The organism is Pelagibius sp. CAU 1746, from assembly GCF_039839785.1.
GTDB lineage: Bacteria > Pseudomonadota > Alphaproteobacteria > Kiloniellales > Kiloniellaceae > Pelagibius.
The window spans coordinates 2,285,376-2,305,389 of sequence record NZ_JBDOQT010000001.1 but is presented as its reverse complement, the minus strand read 5'-3'; the positions used below and the strand labels follow the sequence as shown (position 1 = coordinate 2,305,389).

At 68.2% G+C, this 20,014-nt stretch carries 19 protein-coding genes; 8 read left to right on the top strand and 11 right to left on the bottom strand.

The features are described from left to right. The first annotated feature begins 475 nt into the window (after nucleotides 1-475). From AAFN88_RS10890 to AAFN88_RS10875, 4 genes are all read left to right on the top strand, one after another. Nucleotides 476-2,272, top strand: coding sequence for a fatty acyl-AMP ligase (locus tag AAFN88_RS10890; RefSeq protein ID WP_347520332.1), 1,797 nt, complete (start codon nucleotides 476-478; stop codon nucleotides 2,270-2,272). Nucleotides 2,273-2,332: 60 nt separating this feature from the next. Beyond that, a complete protein-coding gene (locus AAFN88_RS10885) occupies nucleotides 2,333-3,343 on the top strand; it encodes an NAD-dependent epimerase/dehydratase family protein (protein WP_347520331.1) in 1,011 nt (336 codons plus the stop codon). Between the two features lie 117 nt (nucleotides 3,344-3,460). Then, nucleotides 3,461-3,712 (top strand): acyl carrier protein, encoded by a 252-nt coding sequence (locus AAFN88_RS10880; protein WP_347520330.1) that lies wholly within the window; start codon nucleotides 3,461-3,463, stop codon nucleotides 3,710-3,712. A 4-nt stretch (nucleotides 3,713-3,716) separates the two neighbouring features. Then, nucleotides 3,717-4,931, top strand: coding sequence for an aminotransferase class I/II-fold pyridoxal phosphate-dependent enzyme (locus AAFN88_RS10875; RefSeq protein WP_347520329.1), 1,215 nt, complete (start codon nucleotides 3,717-3,719; stop codon nucleotides 4,929-4,931). A gap of 43 nt (nucleotides 4,932-4,974) precedes the next feature. Here the strand turns inward: AAFN88_RS10875 and AAFN88_RS10870 are convergent, their stop codons facing one another. The 6 genes from AAFN88_RS10870 to AAFN88_RS10845 form a co-directional block, all read right to left on the bottom strand. Beyond that, nucleotides 4,975-5,895, bottom strand: coding sequence for a hypothetical protein (locus AAFN88_RS10870; RefSeq protein WP_347520328.1), 921 nt, complete (start codon nucleotides 5,893-5,895; stop codon nucleotides 4,975-4,977). A 3-nt stretch (nucleotides 5,896-5,898) separates the two neighbouring features. Continuing rightward, nucleotides 5,899-6,900: a diacylglycerol kinase family protein gene (locus tag AAFN88_RS10865; protein ID WP_347520327.1), complete on the bottom strand. Its 1,002-nt coding sequence runs from the start codon at nucleotides 6,898-6,900 to the stop codon at nucleotides 5,899-5,901. Then, complete coding sequence (locus AAFN88_RS10860; RefSeq protein ID WP_347520326.1) at nucleotides 6,897-8,051, bottom strand: CDP-alcohol phosphatidyltransferase family protein; 1,155 nt, start codon at nucleotides 8,049-8,051, stop codon at nucleotides 6,897-6,899. The genes AAFN88_RS10865 and AAFN88_RS10860 overlap by 4 nt, the downstream gene beginning before the upstream one ends. A gap of 132 nt (nucleotides 8,052-8,183) precedes the next feature. Next, a complete protein-coding gene (locus AAFN88_RS10855) occupies nucleotides 8,184-9,266 on the bottom strand; it encodes an LptF/LptG family permease (protein ID WP_347520325.1) in 1,083 nt (360 codons plus the stop codon). A gap of 47 nt (nucleotides 9,267-9,313) precedes the next feature. Further along, nucleotides 9,314-10,546, bottom strand: coding sequence for an LptF/LptG family permease (locus tag AAFN88_RS10850; RefSeq protein ID WP_347520324.1), 1,233 nt, complete (start codon nucleotides 10,544-10,546; stop codon nucleotides 9,314-9,316). Between the two features lie 29 nt (nucleotides 10,547-10,575). After that, complete coding sequence (locus AAFN88_RS10845; RefSeq protein WP_347520323.1) at nucleotides 10,576-11,034, bottom strand: HIT family protein; 459 nt, start codon at nucleotides 11,032-11,034, stop codon at nucleotides 10,576-10,578. A 142-nt stretch (nucleotides 11,035-11,176) separates the two neighbouring features. Between AAFN88_RS10845 and AAFN88_RS10840 the strand changes: the two genes are divergently transcribed. Next, nucleotides 11,177-11,722 carry a DUF2141 domain-containing protein gene (locus AAFN88_RS10840; protein WP_347520322.1) on the top strand — a complete coding sequence of 182 codons (546 nt, stop codon included), beginning with the start codon at nucleotides 11,177-11,179 and terminating at the stop codon, nucleotides 11,720-11,722. A gap of 6 nt (nucleotides 11,723-11,728) precedes the next feature. Here AAFN88_RS10840 and AAFN88_RS10835 read toward each other — a convergent pair whose 3' ends face one another. Then, a complete protein-coding gene (locus AAFN88_RS10835; RefSeq protein WP_347520321.1) occupies nucleotides 11,729-12,652 on the bottom strand; it encodes a metallophosphoesterase in 924 nt (307 codons plus the stop codon). Between the two features lie 112 nt (nucleotides 12,653-12,764). On the opposite strand from AAFN88_RS10835, the gene AAFN88_RS10830 reads away from it, so the two are divergent. Further along, nucleotides 12,765-13,538, top strand: a complete 774-nt coding sequence (locus AAFN88_RS10830) for a phosphocholine cytidylyltransferase family protein (protein WP_347520320.1) — start codon at nucleotides 12,765-12,767, stop codon at nucleotides 13,536-13,538. A 6-nt stretch (nucleotides 13,539-13,544) separates the two neighbouring features. On the opposite strand, the gene AAFN88_RS10825 is transcribed toward AAFN88_RS10830, so the two are convergent. The 4 genes from AAFN88_RS10825 to AAFN88_RS10810 form a co-directional block, all read right to left on the bottom strand. After that, on the bottom strand, nucleotides 13,545-14,345 hold the full coding sequence (locus AAFN88_RS10825; RefSeq protein WP_347520319.1) for a nucleotidyltransferase family protein: 801 nt from the start codon (nucleotides 14,343-14,345) through the stop codon (nucleotides 13,545-13,547). Next, entirely contained in the window at nucleotides 14,342-15,475 is a 1,134-nt protein-coding gene (locus AAFN88_RS10820; RefSeq protein WP_347520318.1) for a dATP pyrophosphohydrolase, read from the bottom strand. Before AAFN88_RS10820 ends, AAFN88_RS10825 begins: the two co-directional genes overlap by 4 nt. 32 nt (nucleotides 15,476-15,507) lie before the next feature. Next, on the bottom strand, nucleotides 15,508-16,269 hold the full coding sequence (locus AAFN88_RS10815) for a sterol desaturase family protein (RefSeq protein ID WP_347520316.1): 762 nt from the start codon (nucleotides 16,267-16,269) through the stop codon (nucleotides 15,508-15,510). 98 nt (nucleotides 16,270-16,367) lie between these two features. Next, entirely contained in the window at nucleotides 16,368-17,126 is a 759-nt protein-coding gene (locus tag AAFN88_RS10810; RefSeq protein ID WP_347520315.1) for a 2,3-diphosphoglycerate-dependent phosphoglycerate mutase, read from the bottom strand. 121 nt (nucleotides 17,127-17,247) lie between these two features. Between AAFN88_RS10810 and AAFN88_RS10805 the strand changes: the two genes are divergently transcribed. Beyond that, entirely contained in the window at nucleotides 17,248-18,483 is a 1,236-nt protein-coding gene (locus AAFN88_RS10805) for an ELM1/GtrOC1 family putative glycosyltransferase (protein ID WP_347520314.1), read from the top strand. A 2-nt stretch (nucleotides 18,484-18,485) separates the two neighbouring features. Then, the gene (locus AAFN88_RS10800; protein ID WP_347520313.1) at nucleotides 18,486-19,832 is read left to right on the top strand and encodes a hypothetical protein; all 1,347 of its coding nucleotides are present in this window, start codon (nucleotides 18,486-18,488) and stop codon (nucleotides 19,830-19,832) included. Nucleotides 19,833-20,014: the final 182 nt, after the last annotated feature.

The window sequence follows — 20,014 nt, the reverse complement described above, 5'->3', positions numbered from 1 at the left end:
GCGCCGCCTTGAAATGCGCAGCTTCCGGGCGTTTCCGTCAGGTTCCGGTCAGAGGCGACTGTTACCTGTCTGATTGATTGCCCGGCACAAGTGTCGTAAATCACAGGACTAAAGCGAGCTTGGCGAGTCGCCCGGATCGTGCCGGTTTCGGGCCGCTACGCCGGCTACGCAAGGTGATTATCGGGGGAAGAAGACCACGAAGCGTCAGAGCCGGTACGTCCTTTGGCGTCTTCAAAGATTGACGAAGCCGCAATAAAGCGGCAAAGGATGCAGGTCTGCAGTGGAATTCACGATCCCTAGGTGTAGTTCTTGGCCGGATCGCTGGAAGGGGAAACAGGGTCGGCAAGGCTGCCTCGACGACACTGGAAACAGGCAGTCCGGGGAATAGTCGGGCGATCAGGAGCCTCACCCTTCCCGAGCGTCCGGTCCGGCCGCGAAGACAGAGAGATCAAAAAAGGAAGCTAGGGATCATTTAATGCCAAGTGTTACGGCATCAACGAACAGCAACCTGTCGTTCCGCATCGCAGAATTCGAAACACTCGTCGACGGATTGGACTACGCGGCCCAGGGCGAAACCGGGTGCAATTTCTTTTCCCCGCGCGGCGAGCTGCGCGAAGCGCTGACTTATCGAGACATTCGCGACCGCGCCGTTTCCCTCGCGCAGCGCTTTGGCCGCCTTGGGCTCGAACGCGGCGCCCGCGTCGCCCTGGTTGCCGAAACCTCCCCCGACTTCCTGATCTTCTTTTACGCCTGCCAGTACGCAGGCCTGATTCCGGTGCCCCTGCCGCTGACCATCAACCTGGGCGGCCATGAAGCCTATGTCGGACGCCTGCGCAACATGATCACCCGCGCCGGTGCCGAGATTGCCGTCGGCCCCGCCGAGATGCTGCATTACTTGAAGGAAGCGGCGGACGGCCTGAAGATGGTCGGCACACCCGAAGACTTCTACGCCCTGCCCGCCGTAGGCGGCGACCTGCGCCCCTTCGCCAAAGACGAAGCCTGCTACATCCAGTATTCCTCGGGCAGCACCAGCCTGCCGCGCGGCGTCTTCGTCTCCCAGCGCGCCATCACCAGCAATGCCCGCGGCATCGGCCAGCACGGCCTGAAGCTGCGCGCCGGCGATCGCGCCACCTCCTGGTTGCCGCTGTACCATGACATGGGCCTGGTCGGCTTCTGCCTGACCCCGATGCTGAGTCAGATCACTCTCGACTACCTGGCGACCAAGAGCTTCGCCCTGCGCCCGCTGACTTGGTTGAAGCTGCTGTCGCAGCACGGCGGCACCATCTCCTTCAGCCCGACCTTCGGCTACGAACTCTGCGCGACTCGCGGCCTCAACGGGTCGGCCAAGACCATCGACCTGTCGCATTGGCGCGTCGCCGGCATCGGCGGCGAGATGGTCCGCGCCGAAACGCTGGCCCGCTTTGCCGAGACCTTCGCGGTGACGGGTTTCTCGCCCAAAGCCTTCCTGCCCAGCTACGGCTTGGCGGAATCCACGCTCGCCGTCGCCTTCGCGGCACTGGACCAGGGCGTCGAGGTCGACCGTATCGACCAGGAGCACTACACCCACACCGGCAACGTCACTCCGGTCAACGGCAAGGCCAACGGCACCGTCAACGGCAACGACCGCGCCGCCCGCTCCTTCGTGGTCTGCGGCGCGCCCATTCCCGGCCACGAGGTCGAGGTGCGCAGCGAGACCAACGCGCCGCTGGCGGACCACAACGTCGGGCGCATCGTCGTGCGCGGCCCCAGCGTCATGGACGGCTACTTCAACGACCCCTCGGCCACCGCCGCGGTAACCACGGAGGACGGCTGGCTCGACACCGGCGACCTCGGCTACATGATCGACGGCAAGCTGGTCGTGACCGGGCGCCGCAAGGATCTCGTCATCCTCAACGGCCTCAACATCTGGCCCCAAGACGTCGAATGGGCGGTCGAGGCCCTGGATGAAGTCCGTGGCAGCGACGTCGCCTGCTTCTCCGTTATCGAGCCGGACGGCAGCGAGCGCATGATCGTCGTCCTGCAATGCCGCTTGCACGACATCGCCGCGCGCGAAAGCCTGCGCAAGAAGGTTGCGGCCACGGTGCGCAAGACCTGCGGTGCCGACTGCCGCGTGGTCCTGGTGCCGCCGAAGACCCTCAAGTTCACCTCCTCCGGCAAGCTCAGCCGTTCGGCGGTGAAAGCCGACTACATCTCCGGAGAGATCTGCGATCTCAATCTCGCTACCAGCCGGCAGGCCGCGCCGGCCCCAGCCTATTCCGAGCAGCGCAGCTAGCTTGGCCGCGCCGCCCGGCGCCGGGAGCCCGCCCCGCCCGCGCGGGGCCGACAGACAACCATGAACGACGCGACCACGCCCCGCGGCAGTATCGCCCTGACCGGCGGCTCCGGCTTCGTTGGCGGCCATATCCTGCGCCGCTTGGTCGCCGAGGGCTGGCAGGTGCGCGCCCTCACCCGCCGCCCCGACAGCTTGCCCGGGATCGAGGGCGTGGCGCCGGGCACCGTGACGCCGATTCCGGGCGACCTCGGGTCCGCAGAGGCCCTGGCCGAGCTGGTCGCCGGCGTGGACGCGGTGATCCACTGCGCCGGCCTGGTGGCCGCGCGGCGCAAGGCGGACTTCCTGCGCGTCAATGCGGAAGGCACGGCGGCCCTGCTGCGCGCCGTGACAGCGAGAAAACGGGCCGGCGGAGACGCACCGTGTTTCGTGCTCATGTCCTCCCTCGCGGCGCGGGAGCCGCAGCTCTCGCCCTACGCCCACAGCAAGCGCCAGGCCGAAGAGGAACTGCGCCGCATCGGCGCGGATCTGGACTGGCGGATCCTGCGACCCGCCGTGGTCTACGGGCCGGGCGACCGGGCCACTCTGCCCCTGTTCCGGCAGTTCCTGCGCGGCCTCGCCCTGGTGCCCGGCGGCGGCGGGCGTTTTTCCATGATCTATGTTGAGGACCTGGCCGCCGCCGCGGTGGCCGCCCTGGCCCCGGAGCTGCCGTCCGGCGGCATCCTGGAGCCCGATGACGGCACTGCCGGGGGCTATGGCTGGCCGGAACTGCTGGCCGCCGCCGCGCGCCTGGCCGGACGGCCCGTGCGGGCCATCGCCGTCCCCCCTGCGCTTCAGCGCCTGGCCGCGGCCCTCGGGACCGCCGGCGCTCTGGTGAGCGGCCGCCCCGCCGTGCTGTCCCAGGGCAAGGTCAACGAAATCGGCCATCCCGACTGGGTCTGCCGTCCCCGGCCGCCCGAGGCTCTGCCCGGCTCCCCGTCGCTGAGCGATTGCATTTCCTGGCGTCCGGCGGTAGGCCTGGACGAGGGTTTCTCCAAGACCGTCGCGTGGTATAAGGCTGCTGGCTGGCTTTGACGCGCGCGTCCCAGGCATCGCGGACACCGCACGCGCCGCCCGGTTGCCGTTGGGGGGAACCAGGTAGGAAACGGGGCCCCTTCCAAAGCCAGAAGGCCGCGATCATGAGGGAACGACATGCAGTGGACTGCCGATAAGGTCCAAGAGGAGATTATTACGCTCCTTCAACCCTTTAATCCCAAAGACATCGACATCACGCCGGAAACCGACCTCTCCGCCGATCTCTATATGGATTCCGTAGCGGCCATGAACCTGGTCATGGAGATCGAAGACCGCTTCGAGATCGACATTCCGATCAGCCTGCTCCCGGACGTGAACAACCTCCAGGATCTGATCGATGTGGTGCTCGCACAACTGAGCAAGGGCTAACCTCATGAGCCTGTTCGATAAATACGATCAGATCACCCTCCGCCACAACCGCCTCCTGGCGGCCGGCAGGGACCCTTTCAACATGTGCATGGACCGCATCGTCTCGGCAACCGAGGCGATCATCGACGGGCGCGAGACCATCCTGGTCGGCACCAACAACTACCTGGGCCTGACCTTCGATCCCGACTGCGTCGAGGCCACGGTGGAAGCCGTGCGCCAGCAGGGCACCGGCACCACAGGTTCGCGCATCGCCAACGGCACCTATGCCAGCCACCGCGTGCTGGAGCAGGAAATCGCGGCCTTCCTGGGCCGCGAGGCCGCCATGGTCTTCCCGACCGGCTATCAGGCCAACCTGGGCATCATCGCAGGCCTGGCCGGTCCCAAGGACATCATCCTGCTGGACGCCGACTCCCACGCCAGCATCTACGACGGCTGCCGCCTCAGCGGCGCCACCTTGATCCGGTTCCGCCACAACTCCCCGGCCGATCTCGACAAGCGCCTGGAGCGCCTCAAGGGCGACGGAACGAGCAAGCTGATCATCGTCGAGGGTATCTATTCCATGCTGGGCGACCAGGCGCCGCTGGACGAATTCGTCGACGTGAAGCGCCGCCATGGCGTGGACCTGCTGGTCGACGAGGCGCATTCCCTGGGCGTCTTCGGCGAGAACGGCCGCGGCATCGCCGAGGCTTACGGCGTCGAGGACGACGTCGACTACGTGGTCGGCACCTTCTCCAAGAGCCTGGGCGCGGTCGGCGGCTTCGGCGCCTCCAGCAACCCGGAGTTCGAGCAGCTTCGCTTCACCAGCCGACCCTACATGTTCACGGCCTCCTCCTCGCCGTCCAGTATCGCCACGGCCATGGCCACCCTGAAGAAGATCCAATCCCAGCCGCAGTTGCGCCGCCAACTCTGGGACAACGCCAAGGCGCTCTACGGCGGCCTGAAGGATCTGGGCTTCGAGATTTGCGCCGAGACGAGCCCGATCATCGCCGTCAAGCTGCCCAGCGAAGAGGCGGCGGTCTTCATGTGGAACGCGCTGATCGAGTCCGGCGTCTATGTGAACCTCGCGTTGCCGCCGGGCACCCCGGACGGCTCCTGCCTGCTGCGCTGCAGCCTCTCGGCCGCCCATACTCCGGCCCAGGTGCAGAAGGTCTGCGAGGTTTTCGATGCGGCCCGCCGCGCCCTCAAGGAGTGGGAAGCCGCGCAATCCGCCGCCGAATAGGGGCCGCCGCCGAATAGGGGCCGCCGCCGAATAGGGGCCGCCGCTACCTGAACGCGCCCTTGCGGTAGAGCTTCCAGAACAGCACCGACGAGGCCAGGACCGGATGGCGGCGCTGCCAGGGCGTCACCTCGATATTGACGCCCGAGTGCCGCTCGATCTTCCACAGCAGGTACTGCGCGCCATCCTGGAAGGTGAAGGCCGCCTTCACCAGGCGGGCCACCGACAACAGCTTGCCCTGCCAGCGGCGCAGCAGCCATTTGAGGTTCGGGCGCGGCTGCGCCGGCGCCTGCCAGCCGCCGCCCGCCGCCCGCGCGCCCAGCAGCGGCAGCACCGTCGCCGCCACCTCGCCGTAATGGGCGGCGTTGGCCTGGTAGATCTCCTCCGCCCGCTCCGGCGGTTCGGCGCGCAGCTCGGTGCGGTAGGTCTGGCGGAACACGGAAACCCAGAGATCGCGGCTGTTGAAGACACCGTCGACCAGGGCCAGCCCCTCGCCCGCCACCTTGCGCGCCGACCCGCAGAGCGCCGCCACCACCCGCGCGCGCACCGCCGCGTCGCGGCAGTATGGCAGGCGGCAGGGCTGCGCGAAGCGGGCCCAGAGATAGGGATGGAACCAGCGCCCCGAGGCACCGCGCTCAAAATCGGCCAGCGAGACCAGCGCGTACTTGGCGCGCACCTGGCGACCCTCGAAAGGCGCTTCCAGGTAGAAGACGTTGGGCGGCAGCACCCAGTTCAGGAAAGCCCGCAGGCCCCGGCCGTAGACCGCGGCGTAGCTGTCGACCAGCAGATAGAGATCGACAACCTTGCCGTCGTCGTCGCCCAGGCGCAGGCAGGAGCCGTAGAAGATCACCGCCGAGACCGCCGCGCCGTGGCGCGCGCGCGCGGCTTCGACGATGGCGGCGATCGGCGCGGCCACCGCCTCGGCCGTCTCCGCCTCCCGCAAAGCCGTCAGCGCGTCGCCGGGCACCGTTCACAGCCTCACGAAACGGGCTTCGTCGGCGGCGCTCAGGACGATCTCCTTGCCCGGTGCCGGCTCGAAGATCTCGCCGTCCAGGGTGAAGGGACAGTCCATGGCCAGCGCCACGCGCCGCGGGCTGCGGCTCAGATAGGTCTCCGGCGGCAGCTTGCGCTGGGGGCCGCCGTAGAGGATGCGCAGGGCGTAGCGCAGCATTCCCTTGGGAGGATAGGCGATGGCGGTGAATCGCAAATGGCCCCCGGGCTCGTCGCCCCCGCCGTCCCAGAAGGGCCGGCTGCCGAGGATCAGCTTGTCCAATGTGGTCGCGAGGATCAGCAGACTCTCCAGCGTCTGTGTCGGGGCGTCGTCAAAGGTCATCGCGATCCTGTCGCCGTAGAAGATGCTTCCTCCCTCGCGGCCGTTCCCCCCGCCGCGCAGCAGCCAACTGCCCAACAGGCCCGCCAGGGTCACCGCCGCCGCCGAGTCCGACTTGATGTTGTAGGGATGGACCTTGCTGCGGCAGGCATCGATGGCGCGGGTGATCCCGGCGCCGCCGAAGAACATACCGTATTGCGGCGGCAGGTTCAGGGCGTTCTCCAGGCGCAGGATGCGCCGCGAGAGGCAGGCGCGCGCCAGGATCTCCGCATCGGCGGCCAGCAGCCGCCGCAGCCCCGCGAGGCCGCGCCGCTTCAGGCCGACGTCGGCGGCGATCATGTTGGTCATGCCGCGCGGCACCACCACCAGCAGCGGGTCGCTTTCGAAAGGGCGCTGGCCGTAGAGCTCGGTCAGCGCCGCCTGCACCGTGCCGTCGCCTCCGGCCACGGCCACCACGCCAACCTCCTGCCGGGCGAAGCCGCGCAGGATCTCCGGGATGTCGGTGATCTTGTCGAGCACGGCGTGCTCGACATTGGACGCGCCGTCGAGCAGTTCCCGCAGTTCCCCCAGGCCCGCCTTGTTGCGCTGGCTGCCGGGGTTGGTGATGACGCCGATCCTGGGCTTCCCGCCGCCGGCGCTCACGCCGGCCCCGCCATCCAGGAATTCAGCCTGCCGCGGCGCGCCGCGAAAAGCGCCTGCAGGATCTGCAGGGCATGCAGCAGCAGGCAGACCGCCGTCCATACGGCCACCGCGGCGAGACCCAGGTCCGGGCGGCCAAAGAGCGCGAAGAGGGTCAGCAGCACCAGGTTGGGATTGCGCCGCGCGGTGAAAAGGCGGAACCAGGTGTCGATCTTGCGCCAGACGTGGATTTCCAGGCCCAGGCGCCAAATGGCGAGGCCCTCGATCACCCGCTGCAGCACGTAGCCGGCGACGATCACGACAAGCATCAGCGCCAGGCTGTCCGGGCTGACGGCCTGCTGCAGGCCGACGCCCCAGGCCCAGTACCAGAAGGGCGGATGCACCAGATCGATGCCGTGGTCGAAGACGTTGCCCCACTTGCTGGACTGCAGGGTGATGCGGGCCAGCTTGCCGTCGACGGTGTCGAGGAAGGTCATGCCCCAGGCGGCCAGCAGGCCGGGCAGCCAGTTGCCCTCCCAGAACCAGTAGAAGGCGGCGACGACCAGGATCGCACTCAGCGCCGTCACCTGGTTCGGCGTGATGCCGAGCCGCGCGCAGAGCTTGGTCGCGTGAAAGGCCGGACGCGGCCAGAACCACTTGGTGACGAAGTCGGTGGCGCCTTTGTAGGTGCCCATGAACATGCGCCACTCGATGGGCTTCAGGCTTTCCGCGCGTAAAAGCAGGGCATAGGGCTCCTCTCGCTTGCGCAGCGCCTGCCAGTAGGAGGCGCCGAGGTCGCCGCTGGTGACGGCCTGCAAGCCTTCGGGCAGTTCCCCGGCGCCGTCGTGCCGCAACACTTCGGCCGCCGCGCCGGCCAGTCCGGCCGGAGCGTGAACCGCCAGAGGCACGCCCGACGGAGCGCCGTTGGAGAGCAGCACCGCGCCCGGCGCCGCGAGCAGCGCCTGGAGCAGCGGCGTGTCGATAACGCCCTCCGAGCGCAGCAGCAGAACGGAGCCTTCCTGCCCGGCCAGCGCGCCTTCCTCGACGATCTCTGTGACGCCGGCTCGGGCGAGCTGACGGCGCAGGCGCTCTCCAGCGCTGGCGCACCACACCCGGGGATCGGCGGCGCCGACGATGGCGGCGACAATTGGCCGTGGCTCCTTCTCAGCGGGCAAGTGAACTCTCACTATAGAACATTGGTATGAAAATCAGGGCCTTGGCGAGCCTCTTCCGGACGGCGCCAAGGCGCAAGAGGGGCGGTTCCGCTCCATTAATCGGACCCGGCGGCGCTTGTCAAGAAAGCCTCCCTAAGCCGGCCGCTTCTTCAGTTCGTGCCAGTAGATGACGCTCATGGCGACGGCGGTAAGGGCCACCAGGGGCACGGCGCTGGCGATCAGCGGCGGCAGCAGCCCCACCTCGCCCATCGCCAGGGTGATGCCGTTGAAAATGAAGAAGGCGAAGCCGATGGCAATGCCGCCGAGGAACAGCAGCTCGACCCGGCCGCTGCGCTGCGACTGCTGCGCCAGGGCGGCGCAAAGCAGCAGCATCAGCAGCGGCACCAGGCAGGTGCTGAACTTCTCGTAAAGCCAGGTGCGGTAGAGGTAGGGCGCCCAGGTGCCCTGCCCATCGCCTCCGGCGAAACGGCTGATCTGATCGAAAGAGAGATGGCGGGGATGGGCGCTGAGATTGCGCAGGCTTTCCGGGTCCAGCGAAATGCGCCAGTCGCGGCGGGCACTCTGCCTCAGCACGCCGCCCTGGGCGCTGCGCTCCTCTATGCCGCTCAAAACCCACAAGCCGCCGGCATAGTGGGCCTCGGCAACGTCGAGCCGGGCCAGCAGGCCGCCGTTGTCGTCACGCTGGAAGATCGTGAAATCGTCGAGGCGTCCTTCCCCGATGTTCGCGGTGGGCACCCGCACGATGTCGCGGCCGACATGGATCCAGGTCACGCCTTCGGTCAGGCCGGCGCCGTCCGCCCGATCGTACTCACCGATGCCCCACTCGCGCAGGCCGTCGAAGCCCACGGGCACCGCGAAATCGTCGACGGCGAACTGCAGGCCGCCCAGCACGACCGCCAGCGGAATGAGCCGCAGGAAGAGTCCGAACTGCGAAATGCCGGCGCCCCAAATCGCCGTCAGCTCCCCATGGCGGATCAGAGTCGCGAAGGTCAGCAGCCCGGCCAGCAGGGTGGCAATCTTGATGAGGTCGGAGACGATGGTCGGGCTGCGCAGCAGGATATAGCGGACCAGCGGCTCGATGCCGCCGCCCTCGGTCAAGAGGCTATTGGCGTTGACCATCAGGTCGAGGCCCAGCAGGAAGGCGCCCATACCGAAGAGCAGCAGCAGGAAGCGCATCACCAGCAGCCGCGTGAGATAGCCTGCCAGGGTCTTCATGTCGCCGATCCGCTCATTCCGCCAGCCCGTTCATGCCGCCAACCCGATCAATCCGACGGCCGGCGCCGCTTCATGCGCAGGCCGGCGCGCAGGGTCTGCACCGCATCCTCCAGGATAGCAATCGGAGAGAAACGGCCGGCGCCGCCCGGCGGCACCACGAAAGCGCTGCGGTAGTAGAGCCAGGCGCTGCCCAGCGCCAGGGCGGCGAAAGGCAGCCATTGCCCGAGAAGAGGCGGCACGCTGCCGATAGAAGCCAGCGACTTGCCGATGCTGAGGGCCTGATTGTAGGCCACCAGAATCAGCAGGCCCGCGGCGATGCCGTAGGACTGCCGCGCACGCCGCGGCCCCAGGGCGAAGGACACCGCCAGGAAAGGCAGAAAGAGAACGGAGAAGCTGCGCACGAGGCGATCGTGGAAGTCCGCCAGCATCTGGTCCGTCGTCACCCCCTGCGGCGGTGCGTGGCGATAGCGCCAAAGCTCGAAGAGGGTGAGCTCGCGTTCATCCTCGCCGCGCGGCCGGAACCCCTCTTGTCCCACCAGGTCGATGGGCACCTGAAGCTGGTCGAACTGCAGGGCGCCTGCCTGGCCGGCGGAACTGCGGCTCTCCGCCCCGGCCTCGTCCGGCTTTTCGATCGGCGTTTCCAGCCGCACGCCGTCACGCAGCAGCAAGGTCGACTGCTCGCCCTTCGGGGCCACGTGGAGGCTGCCTCGCTCGGCCGTCGTCGCGATCGCCTGGCCCTTGTCGTCCTCCTGGTAGATGAAGACCTTCGCAAACTCCTGACTGTTGCGCCAAATGCGCTCGGCCATGAAGGTCACGCCCTTCACTTCCATGAAGGTTCGCTCCTTCAGATAGACGTTCGCCGCCGCCTCCGACACATTGTGCACCAGGGCGCGATAGATGTAGCGCGTGTAGGGTTGGCCCACTGCGAAATTCGCTGCCGAGAGGACCGAAAGGCCGATCCCCAGAAGGACCACCGGGACCATGAGGCGCGACAGGCTGATGCCCGCCGACCCGAGCGCGTCCAACTCACGGCTGTGGTGCAGGCGGCTGAAAGCCAGCAGCACGCCAAGAAAGAAGGCGACCGGCAGCGCCAAAGCCATGTAGTGCGGCACCAGGAAGGCCAGCATCTGCAGCAACACCGTCAGCCCGCCGCCGGTATCCAGCACCAGGTCGAGCAGCCGCAGCATGCGCTCGGTCAGCAATACCAGCAGTGCGATGCCGATGGCCGCGAAGAGCGGACCCAGCGTCTGCCGCAGGATGTAGCTGTTGATGGTCGACATGGCAGGGCCGCTAACGCTCTCCGTTCTCGTCAGCCGGCCGGGGCCGGCCAAACCGCCCTTACCGCAGCGGCCAGTTCGTCCAGCTCCGCGGGCTCCGGATGGAGGCCGCCGGCGAGCGCCGGGGCCGCCGGCCAGCCGGTGTCCTCGAAGACGAGTCCCTGGAACTCCTGGGCCGCGTCATAGCGCGGCAGGACGTGGAAATGCACGTCCTTGTCCACCATCATCAGCATCAGGTAGTTGATCTTCCGATAGGGGCGGAAGGCGCCGAGCCCCGCCTCGATGTCGCCGATCACCTGCTGCAACTCCGCGAAGGCTTCGCCCGAGATGTCGCCGAAGGCCTGCGCCTCGTCCTTGCAAACCAGCACCAGGGCGGCCAGCGTCGCCTGATGCGGGCGCAGCAGCACCACCCAGCGGCGGTAATCGCGGATCAGGCTGCCGGGGTAGCCGAACTTGGCCATGGTCTCGTTGGGCTTACTTGACAAAGTCACGCTGCGGTCATACCTCGCTTGAACTGACGCTGGCCCGGGCTCTCGCGGGAGCCGCGGGGGGATGGCAACCGCCCCCGCCCCGTAATATCAGATGGTGCCGCCTCGGGCATCCTTCCGGCTTGCAATGAATGGGAATGCGAAGATGGGTCCCAGTTCCCGTACGGTCCAGACAAAAGATGCCTTCCTGCCCCTGCTGACGGCCGTCTTCGCCGCCGCCGCCCTGACCTGGGCCGGATCCTCCCCGGCGCGGGGCGAGGAACCCCTGGAGGCCAAATGCACCGCCCCGGTGGCGGCCGCAAGCGATCCAGCGGCCAGCACGATCCAGGTGACGGTGGACAACGTTCGCAACTCCAAGGGCCTGATCACCGCCGTTCTCTATTCGGACGACCCCGAGACCTTCCTGAAGAGCGGCAAGAGGCTCGACCGGATCCGGGTCGAGGCCCATGAGGGCGAAACCGTGCTTTGCCTGGAGGCCCCCGCCAACGGCCGCTATTCGGTTGCACTCTATCATGACGAGAACGGGAACAAGAAATTCGACCGGGACTTCCTCGGCATCCCCACCGAAGGCTACGGTTTCTCCCAGAATCCCGGTTTCCGCTTCGGCAAGCCGGAGTTGGAGGAAACGCTGTTCAGCATCGACAGCGGCCTTACCAGCCTCCGCATATCGATCCTCTATCTCCAGGGCTGACACCGCTTACAGCGCGTAGCTGCGGGCCTCCTGGAAGCAGCCGCGGGCCGCGTCGAAGCCCCGCGCCCTGACGCCGACGCGCCAGCCCTTGCCGTCGCGCTCGATATCGTAGAGCTGGTAGTGGGCGATCGGATGCTTGCTTGCCCGGCCGGCGGAAGCGGAGGGCACGCCGATCACCGGCACATCGCCCCCGGGCCCTGGGATCCGCTCTACGCCGAAGTTGTGGTCGTGGCCGTGCAGGATCAGCTCGGCACCCGCCTCGGCGATCACCTCGCGGAAAGGCACTGCATCCACCAGACGCTTGCGCCAGGCGATGTTGTCCAGGCTCGGCGGGTGGTGCAGCAGCACGACGCGGAACCGCCCCTCTTCGCCGAGGCGCCGCAGCAGCGTCCTGAGGCGCTCCAGTTGCGCCGTCCCCAAGGTGCCGTGCGCACAGAACAGCGGCGTCGCCTGGGCCGAGGAGAGGCCGACGATGGCCGCCGGGCCGCGGTAGCGCACGAAGGGGAAGCTTTCCGGCCCGCCGCGGTGGCTGGCATCAGCACCGGCATCGCCGCCCTGCCCCGCCTCGCAGGTCATGAAGGGCTGCCACTTGGCCAGCGACGTTTCCCAGGGCACCGCCACATAGGCATCGTGATTGCCCGGGATCACTGAGACGCCCTCCGGCGTCCCCAGGCCCTGCAGCCACTCGGCGACCCGCGAGAACTCCTCCAGGAGAGCGATGTTGGTCAGATCGCCGGTCACCACCAGATGGTCGGGCGCGAGAGTACCCAGGTCCTCGGCCAGGGCCGCCAGCACCTCCAGCCGGTGGATACCCCGGCGCCGCCGCATCCACGACAGCCAGCCGAAAAAGCGCTTGTTCATCAGATCTCTGACACGAACCCTCGGCAAGGGGCCGAGATGCGGGTCTGAGATATGGGCCAGGGTGAACATCGGGCAGGGTCCGCCGCCGCAGGGCAGCTCAGAGGTTGACGTAACACAAGGAACATGTGATCAAAACCGCCTGCGTGAAAGCCAAAAATCGCCACCTGGGATCCATTCCGCGTTGAAAGCCTTGATTATCGGCGCCGGCCAAGGCAAGCGCCTGCTCCCCCTCACGGAAGTGGAGCCCAAAGCCCTTCTCGAAGTCGGCGGCAAATCGCTGCTGGAATGGCAGATCGAATCGCTGGTCGCCTGCGGTGTCGAGGACATCGTGGTGCTGGCCGGCTTCAATCTGGCGGCCGTCGAGGCACGTCTGGAGAGCTTTGCCCGGCGCTGGCCCTCGGCAAGCTTCCGCTGCGTCTACAACCCCTTCTACGGCGTCGCCGACAACCTGGCGACCTGCTGGATGGCCCGCCACGAGATGGCCGGGGACTTCCTGTTGCTGAACAGCGATACCCTGTTCAGCCTGCCAGTGCTGGAGACCCTGCTGGCCAGCCCGCCGGCCCCGGTCAGCCTGGCGGTGGACCACAAGGAGAAGTACGACGACGACGACATGAAGGTGGAACTGCAGGGCAGCCGCCTGCTCGACATCGGCAAGAAGCTGCCGGCCGAGCGCGTCCAGGGCGAGTCCATCGGCATGCTGTATTTCCGCGGGGACGGTCCGCGGCATTTTGCCGCAGCGCTGGAGGCCGCAATGCGCGATCCGGCGGCGCTCCGCCAGTGGTACCTCTCGGTCATCGCGGCCCTGGCCCCGCAGGTCGAGATCCAGGCCGTTACCATCAGCGGGCGCGACTGGTGCGAGATCGACTATCCGGTGGACCTGCAGACGGCCAAGCGCATGGTCGCCTCCTGGCGCCCCAAGCCCGACGACAATCTGGCTGCCGCCGAGTCGTCCTAAGCCCGTTTACGCTCTCGCCAGAATCTCTTCGACCAGCGCCAGGTCTTCGGGCTTGTCGACGTCGATAGCCGCTTCGGCGAAGGGCATCTTGACCGCAGCCACGGCGACCCCCAGGCGTGCCGAGACGCGCGCCATGGCCTGGTCCAGGGTGAAGCGGCGCAACAAATAGCCGAGCAGCAGCAGCGGGCCGAAAACGGCGGCGATGCGCCAGGGCTGCTTGCGCTGCCGTTCGACCCGCAGCCACAGTTCGGGCAGCGCCAGTGCCGCCGGGCTCATCAGCGTGAAGAGGTTGCTGCCGGAATAGCGCTCGTCCTTGAACGCGAGGTAGGTACGCCTGGACTGCGGATAGCGCGCCAGCAGCTCCGCCGAGGCGGTCAACCCCGCCGTCACCGCCGCGCCGCTTGCCCGGCTGGCGGTGCAGAAGTGATCGACCATCGCGGTCGTCAGCAGGGCGTGATCGGCGGTGGTGACGAGCAGCGGAAAGGCTTCGCCGAGATCCCGGGCCGCCTGCAGCACGCTGCGGCTGGGCGAGCCCGCCGCCTGCAAGGCGACCAGCCGCCCCTCCTCCACCAGCGGCGCCAAGGCCGGCAGTTGCCCCAGCAGCGCCGGGTCGCGCAGGGAAACGGCGATGCGGCCAATCTGGGCGCTGGCCGCCAGGGCGGTGACCACCCGTTCCAGCATGGCCTTGCCGGCGACCGGCGCCAGGCACTTGTGCGCCACCCCGGCGGCCCGCGAAACCGGATCGTCGGGCCCGCGGTCCGCCGCCAGCACCAGGGCGGCAAAGCGCGCCGGCGTCCCCTCGCTCATGACCCGAGCCCGCGGGCGTAGATGCGATAGGTCTTGTAGGCTTCGCCGCCGAACTGCTCGATCATGCGGCGCATGGGCAGGTTGTCCTCAAGTATCCAGGACAACTCGCCGCTCTCCACACCCAGCGCCTTTTGCGACTCGCGGATCCTTTCGATGACCGATATCGCCAGGGCCGCGCCCAGCAGGGAACTGTGATAGGCCTTGCGCACCCCCATCAGCGGCACCCGCGCGGTCTTCGTGGTCCTGACCTTCAGGCGCCACAGCAGCTTGGCCCAGCCAAAGGGCAGCAGGCGCCCGTTCAGATCCGCGATGGCCTCGTTCACGTTGGGCAGGCCGATGGCCATGGCGACCGGCTCGCCGCCAAGCTCGGCGATGGCGATCGACTGCGGGCGCACGATGGGCTTCAGCTCCTTGGCCATGTGCTGCAGGTCCGCCTCCGACATCGGGATGAAGCCCCAGTTTTCCGACCAGGCATCGTTGAAGATGTCGCGGATAACGCGCAGATCCTGCGCGTAGTTCTTCATGTCGAGCGGCCGGATCACCAGATCCTGCGACGTCATGGCCTTGCGCATGACATGGGCGACCGCCGGCGGCAGGTCGTTCCTGGCATCGTAGTGGTAGCAGATCAGGTCCTTGATCTTGGCGTAGCCCAGTTCCTCCAGTCGCGCCGCATAATAGGGCCGCGCGTGTCCCATCATCAAAGAGGGCGGATAGTGGAAGCCCTCCACCAGCAGGCCGGACTCCTCGTTGATCGAAAGACTGAAGGGCCCGGCGATGCGTGTCAGTCCCCGGCCGCGCAGCCAGTCTTCCGCCGCCTGCAGCAGCGCCCGGAAGGTCTCGGCGTCATCTTCGGCTTCCAGCATGCCGAAGTGGCCGGTCGCGTCGTTGTGGCGATCGAGGTGCGCCCGGTTCACCTGGGCGGAGATACGGCCCACCGGACGGCCGTCGCGCAGCGCCAGCCAGAAGCGCGCCTCGGCCTTCTGGAAGAAAGGGTTCTTCTTCGGGTTCAGGTGGTCGCGCCGCTCCATGAGCAGTGGCGGAACCCAGGCCGGATCGTCGCGGTAGAGCGCCCAGGGCACCCGAATGAAGGCTTCGCGGTCGCCGGGGGTTTCGACGGCCTTTACCGTCACGGAACCTTCCTTGCGCAAAGCCCGGGGCGCGGTCATTCCTCGCGGCCGCGCCGCAGTACCGCGCTGCCGGGCGCGATGCCGGACAGCGAGGCGACCCAGGGAAAGCGCGCGGACTCCGCTCCGGTGTAACCCAGATTGAAGACCGTCTCGCTGCGCGGAAAGGTCTTGGGCTCGGCGTAGAAGGTGCCGAACAGCCGGTCCCAGAAGTAGTTGGTGATGCCGTAGTTGCCGTGCTCGCTGTGGAAGTGGTGCGCCAGGTGATAGCGCTTGATACGGCGCAGCCACTCCCGCTTCGGCGTGAAGGGCAGATGCTGGATGCAGTGGCAGAACTCGTAGAAGCAGGTCGTCAGCATCCCCGCCGCCGCCGCCAGGGCCGCCGCCGCCGGCCCGCCGATCAACCAGCCGATCGGCAGGGTGACCAGCAGGATGGTCGGCAGCGTCGTGTAGAGCGCGCCGAAGAGGACGCCCAGGTCGTTGGGGTCCTGGTGGTGGTCGAAGTGGATGCGCTTCCACAGGGCGGCGGTCTGCGGAAACTTGTAGAGCGTGCGGCCGTGCAGCACGAAGCGGTGCAGCAGATACCAGACCAGGGGATAGACCAGGACCGTCGCCGCCCCCGCCGCGGCCAGGGCCAGGGGCTCACCGCCCCAATAGGCCGCAAGCGCGATGCCGGCGAGGCCGAGTAGCGCATAGACCTGGATCGCCGGGTAGGTCGCGTAGGCCCACGCCAACTCCCGCAGGGTCATCTTGTCGAGAAAGTACTTGCGGCCGGACCAGGGCGTTCTGGCGAACAACACGTGAGGGACTGCCTTTTCTTCAGGAACGCGATTCGCGCTCAAAACTAAGAGCAAGGCGGGCAACAATCAACGCCCTGCCCCAACCCGGCGCAACGCCGCTAAATCCAGGAAATCCGCGTGCCCGGCTTGTGCTTGTTGATGAATTTGCGCAACCGGCTGCTCCAGCCCGCGGTCAATTCCCGCCGGCCGGCGACATTCAGGCCCGCGTCCAGGGTGTAAACCACCGGCAGGGCGGTGGCGATGCGGAACCCCGCGGCCTCTTCGCCGCTCAGGCCTTCGATCTCGCGCACCAGCCCGCGGATGCTGCTGGTGTGGGCGACCACCAGGACGTTCTCGCCCTGGCCGAGACGCGGGGCCAAGAAGTCCCGCCACCAGGGCGCCACCCGCGCGGCCGCCTGCTCCAGGCTCTCGCCGCGCGGCAGCAGCGCCGGGTCGATGCCGGCATAGAGGGGATCGAGACACGGCAGGCGCGGATCGCCGTCCGGCAAGGCCGGCGGTTCGGCGGTAAAGCTGCGCCGCCAGGCCGCGACCTTGTCGTTGCCGTACTGCAGCGCCATCTTGGCCCGGTTGAAGCCCTGCAGGGCCCCATAGTGGCGCTCGTTCAGGCGCCAACTGCGCTCCACCGGCAGATCGCGCTGGCCCAGTTCCTCCAGCAGGATTTCCAAGGTCTTGGTGGCCCGGCTGAGGTAGGAGGTGCAGCAGAGATCGAAGCGCAGGCCGGCGGCGGCCAGGCTCTGCCCGGCGAGCCGGGCCTCCTGCTCCCCGGTGGCGCTCAGCGGCGCATCGGCCCAGCCGGCAAAGCGATTCTGGCTCGACCACTCCGTCTTGCCGTGTCGGACCAGAACTAAGATAGACATAAATTCCCGTATCGCTTGGGGATCTGCGGAACTCCGTGGGGCCTGACACGGCTGCCTGCGTCGATCAGCGCGCTTTACCCCGCTGGCCGCTGGATATAAACCCTATGTCCAGGCGTCGGCAATGACCCTGTCACGGGATTTCGTGGAGGAAGCCGCGCCCCATCGGTACTTGAAGCCACCGGTTTTCGTCCCTCTTATGCCCGTTCTGGAGCCGCGCACAGCCGAGATGGTGCCCCATCCGGACCAAGACCGTCCCCCCGCGGCGACGCCGCGGCTGTGGCTGCTGCTCGACGACCGCCCCGGCCACACCACCCAGGCGGTGGGCCTGGCCGAGGCGCTGGGCTGGCCCTACGAGACCCGCGAGCTGCGATTCACGGCTTTGAACCGCCTCAGCAACCGACTGCTGGGCGCCAGCCGCCTCTCGCTCGACGCCGCACGCTCCGACGCCCTCTCGCCCCCTTGGCCGGACCTGGTCATCGCCATGGGCCGCCGCACGGCCCCCATCGCGCGCTGGATCAAGCGCCAGAGCGGCGGCCGCAGCAAGCTGGTGCAACTGGGCCGCAAAGCGGCCAACGTGGCAGGGGACTTCGATCTCTCCGTCGCCTGTGCCCACTTCCAGCAGCCCGCCCACCCCAAGCGGCTGGAACTGCTGCTGCCGCCGACCCAGGTGACGCCGGCGCGCCTGCAGGCTGCCGCGGCGCGCTGGCCCGATCTCTTCGACGGCGCGGCCCGCCCGCGCGTCGCCCTGCTGGTGGGCGGCACCACCGCGCACCACCGCCTGACGGCGGAGACGGCGGCACGCATGGCCGGCGAGGCGCAGGCCTTCGCCGAGGCCCTGGGCGGCTCCCTCACCTGCGTGACCAGCCGGCGCAGCGGCGCCGCGGTGGAGCAGGCCTTGAAAGAAGGCGCGCCCGCGGCCGCGATGCATTTCTGGCGCCGCGACCAGCAGGACAATCCCTATCTGGGCTACCTGGCCCAGGCCGATATACTGGTGGTAACCGGCGAGAGCGAGTCGATGCTGGCCGAGGCCGCCGGCGCCGCCAAGCCGCTCTACATCTATCCCGTCCCGCCCAAGCCCGAATCCCTGCGTGCGCGGCTGGCCACCGGGGTGCTGAAGGCCGCGCAGGGCCACGGCAAGTCTGCCGGGGACCAGGGGCTCTGGGCACGGTTCTGCGAGGGCCTGATCCAGCGCGGGCTGGTGGTGCCGCCACGCGATCTGGAGCTGATGCACCGGGGCATGATCGCCGCGGGCGTCGCCCGGGCCTTCGGCGACGGCCGCCCGCCGGCCGCTGCGACCCAGCCACCCCGGCTCGACGCCCTGACCCAGCGCGTGCGGCAGCTCGTGGAGGCGCGCTGACCGTGGTCGAGGCCTCCCCCCAGACCCCCGCACCGGCGGAGGGCTTCCTGGTGCGCTGCGGCCAGGCCAGCAATCCGGGGGAGCGGACGTTCTGGTTCATCGGCCGCAAGCGCGGCGACTTCGAAACCGCGCGCTGTCTGATCGCGGCATTGGCCGAGCGCTATCCGCGCCTCGACATCCTCTTCACCGCGCCGGACCTGGAGACGCGCGAATGGCTTCGCGCAGCCTATCCGCAAGCGGTGGTCCTGCCGCCGCCCCTGCCCTTCGCCTATATCGCCAATCGCTTCCTCATCAATCTCAACGTCCGCTGCCTGATGATCCTGGGCGACCTGCAGCCAGGCGACCGGCCCATCCTGCGCGCCGCCAACCGCCGCGCCACGCCCTCCGCCATAGGGCAGATGCCCGGCGGCGCGGCGGCGCCGGACGCGCGGGCCCTGGGGGCCGGGCCGGAGCGCATCGAGCACCATTTCGTCCTCGACGCCGCCGCCGCCGACCGCCTCGCCGGAGCAGGAGTGGCGCGGCAGCGGATCAGCCTGCTGGCGGGTGCGGCCGAAGACCGTACCGCAGCCGCCATGCCGGTGCTGGCCCGCCTGCTGATGCAGGACTTGAAGCTGAACCGCAGCAAACAGCGGCCGATCCGGCGGCGGCTGGAGGCCTTGGCGCTGTGGGCCATGGCCCAGCCGCGGCTACGCCGCCTGCTGGCCGGCCACGTCCGGCGCCTGGACGATATCGAAGCCCTGCGCCGGGCGCTTGGTGATCCGCGGACCATCCTCTGCCTCGGCAACGGCCCCTCCTCGGAAGCCCCGGAAGTCGGCAAGGTCGAGTACGACGTTCTGTTCCGCGTCAACCATAGCTGGCTGGAGCGCGGCTTCCTGACCCGGCCGGACATGGTCTTCACCGGCTCCAAGGCGACCTTGGCGACGGTCAAGGGCGCGATCTTCGGCCTCCAATCCATCAAGTCGGAGGCCCGCCTGCTGGTCACGCGCCTGATGCGGCCAGACCTCAAGGGCCTGCGCTACGCCACCATCGAGCGCTTCGGCCTCTACCTTTCCGAACCGCGCTGGGACGGGGTGCGCCCCACCAACGGCGCCGCCATGCTGGCCGTCGCCGTGGCGCTGCAGCCCGCCCGCCTCGTCATCTCGGGGGTCGACCTCTACAGCCACCCGGCGGGCAGCTATCCCGGCGACAGCAGGATTCCCAACGCCTATTCGCCCGGCCACGAGGCGGAATCGGAGTTGGCGCTGCTGATGGAGGCGCTGAGCCTGTATCAGGGCGAGCTGGTGATCCTCAGCCAGGCCCTGCAGGACCGCTGGGACGAGTACCGCCGGGCCGGGGCCGCGGCGATCTGAATCTTGCCTGAAAGCCCCCCTTGTTCTAAACGTGATCGGTCTGCTGACCGATTTTTGGCTGGGTCCGGCGCCGCCAGTGGGGGCGCAGCCGCCGGGGCCCGGAATGAGGCTGAACACGCGGTCCTTGGCCGGCGGCGGCTGTGACCACCCATTGTTTTGCGGGCGCGAAGACCGTCTTCCGC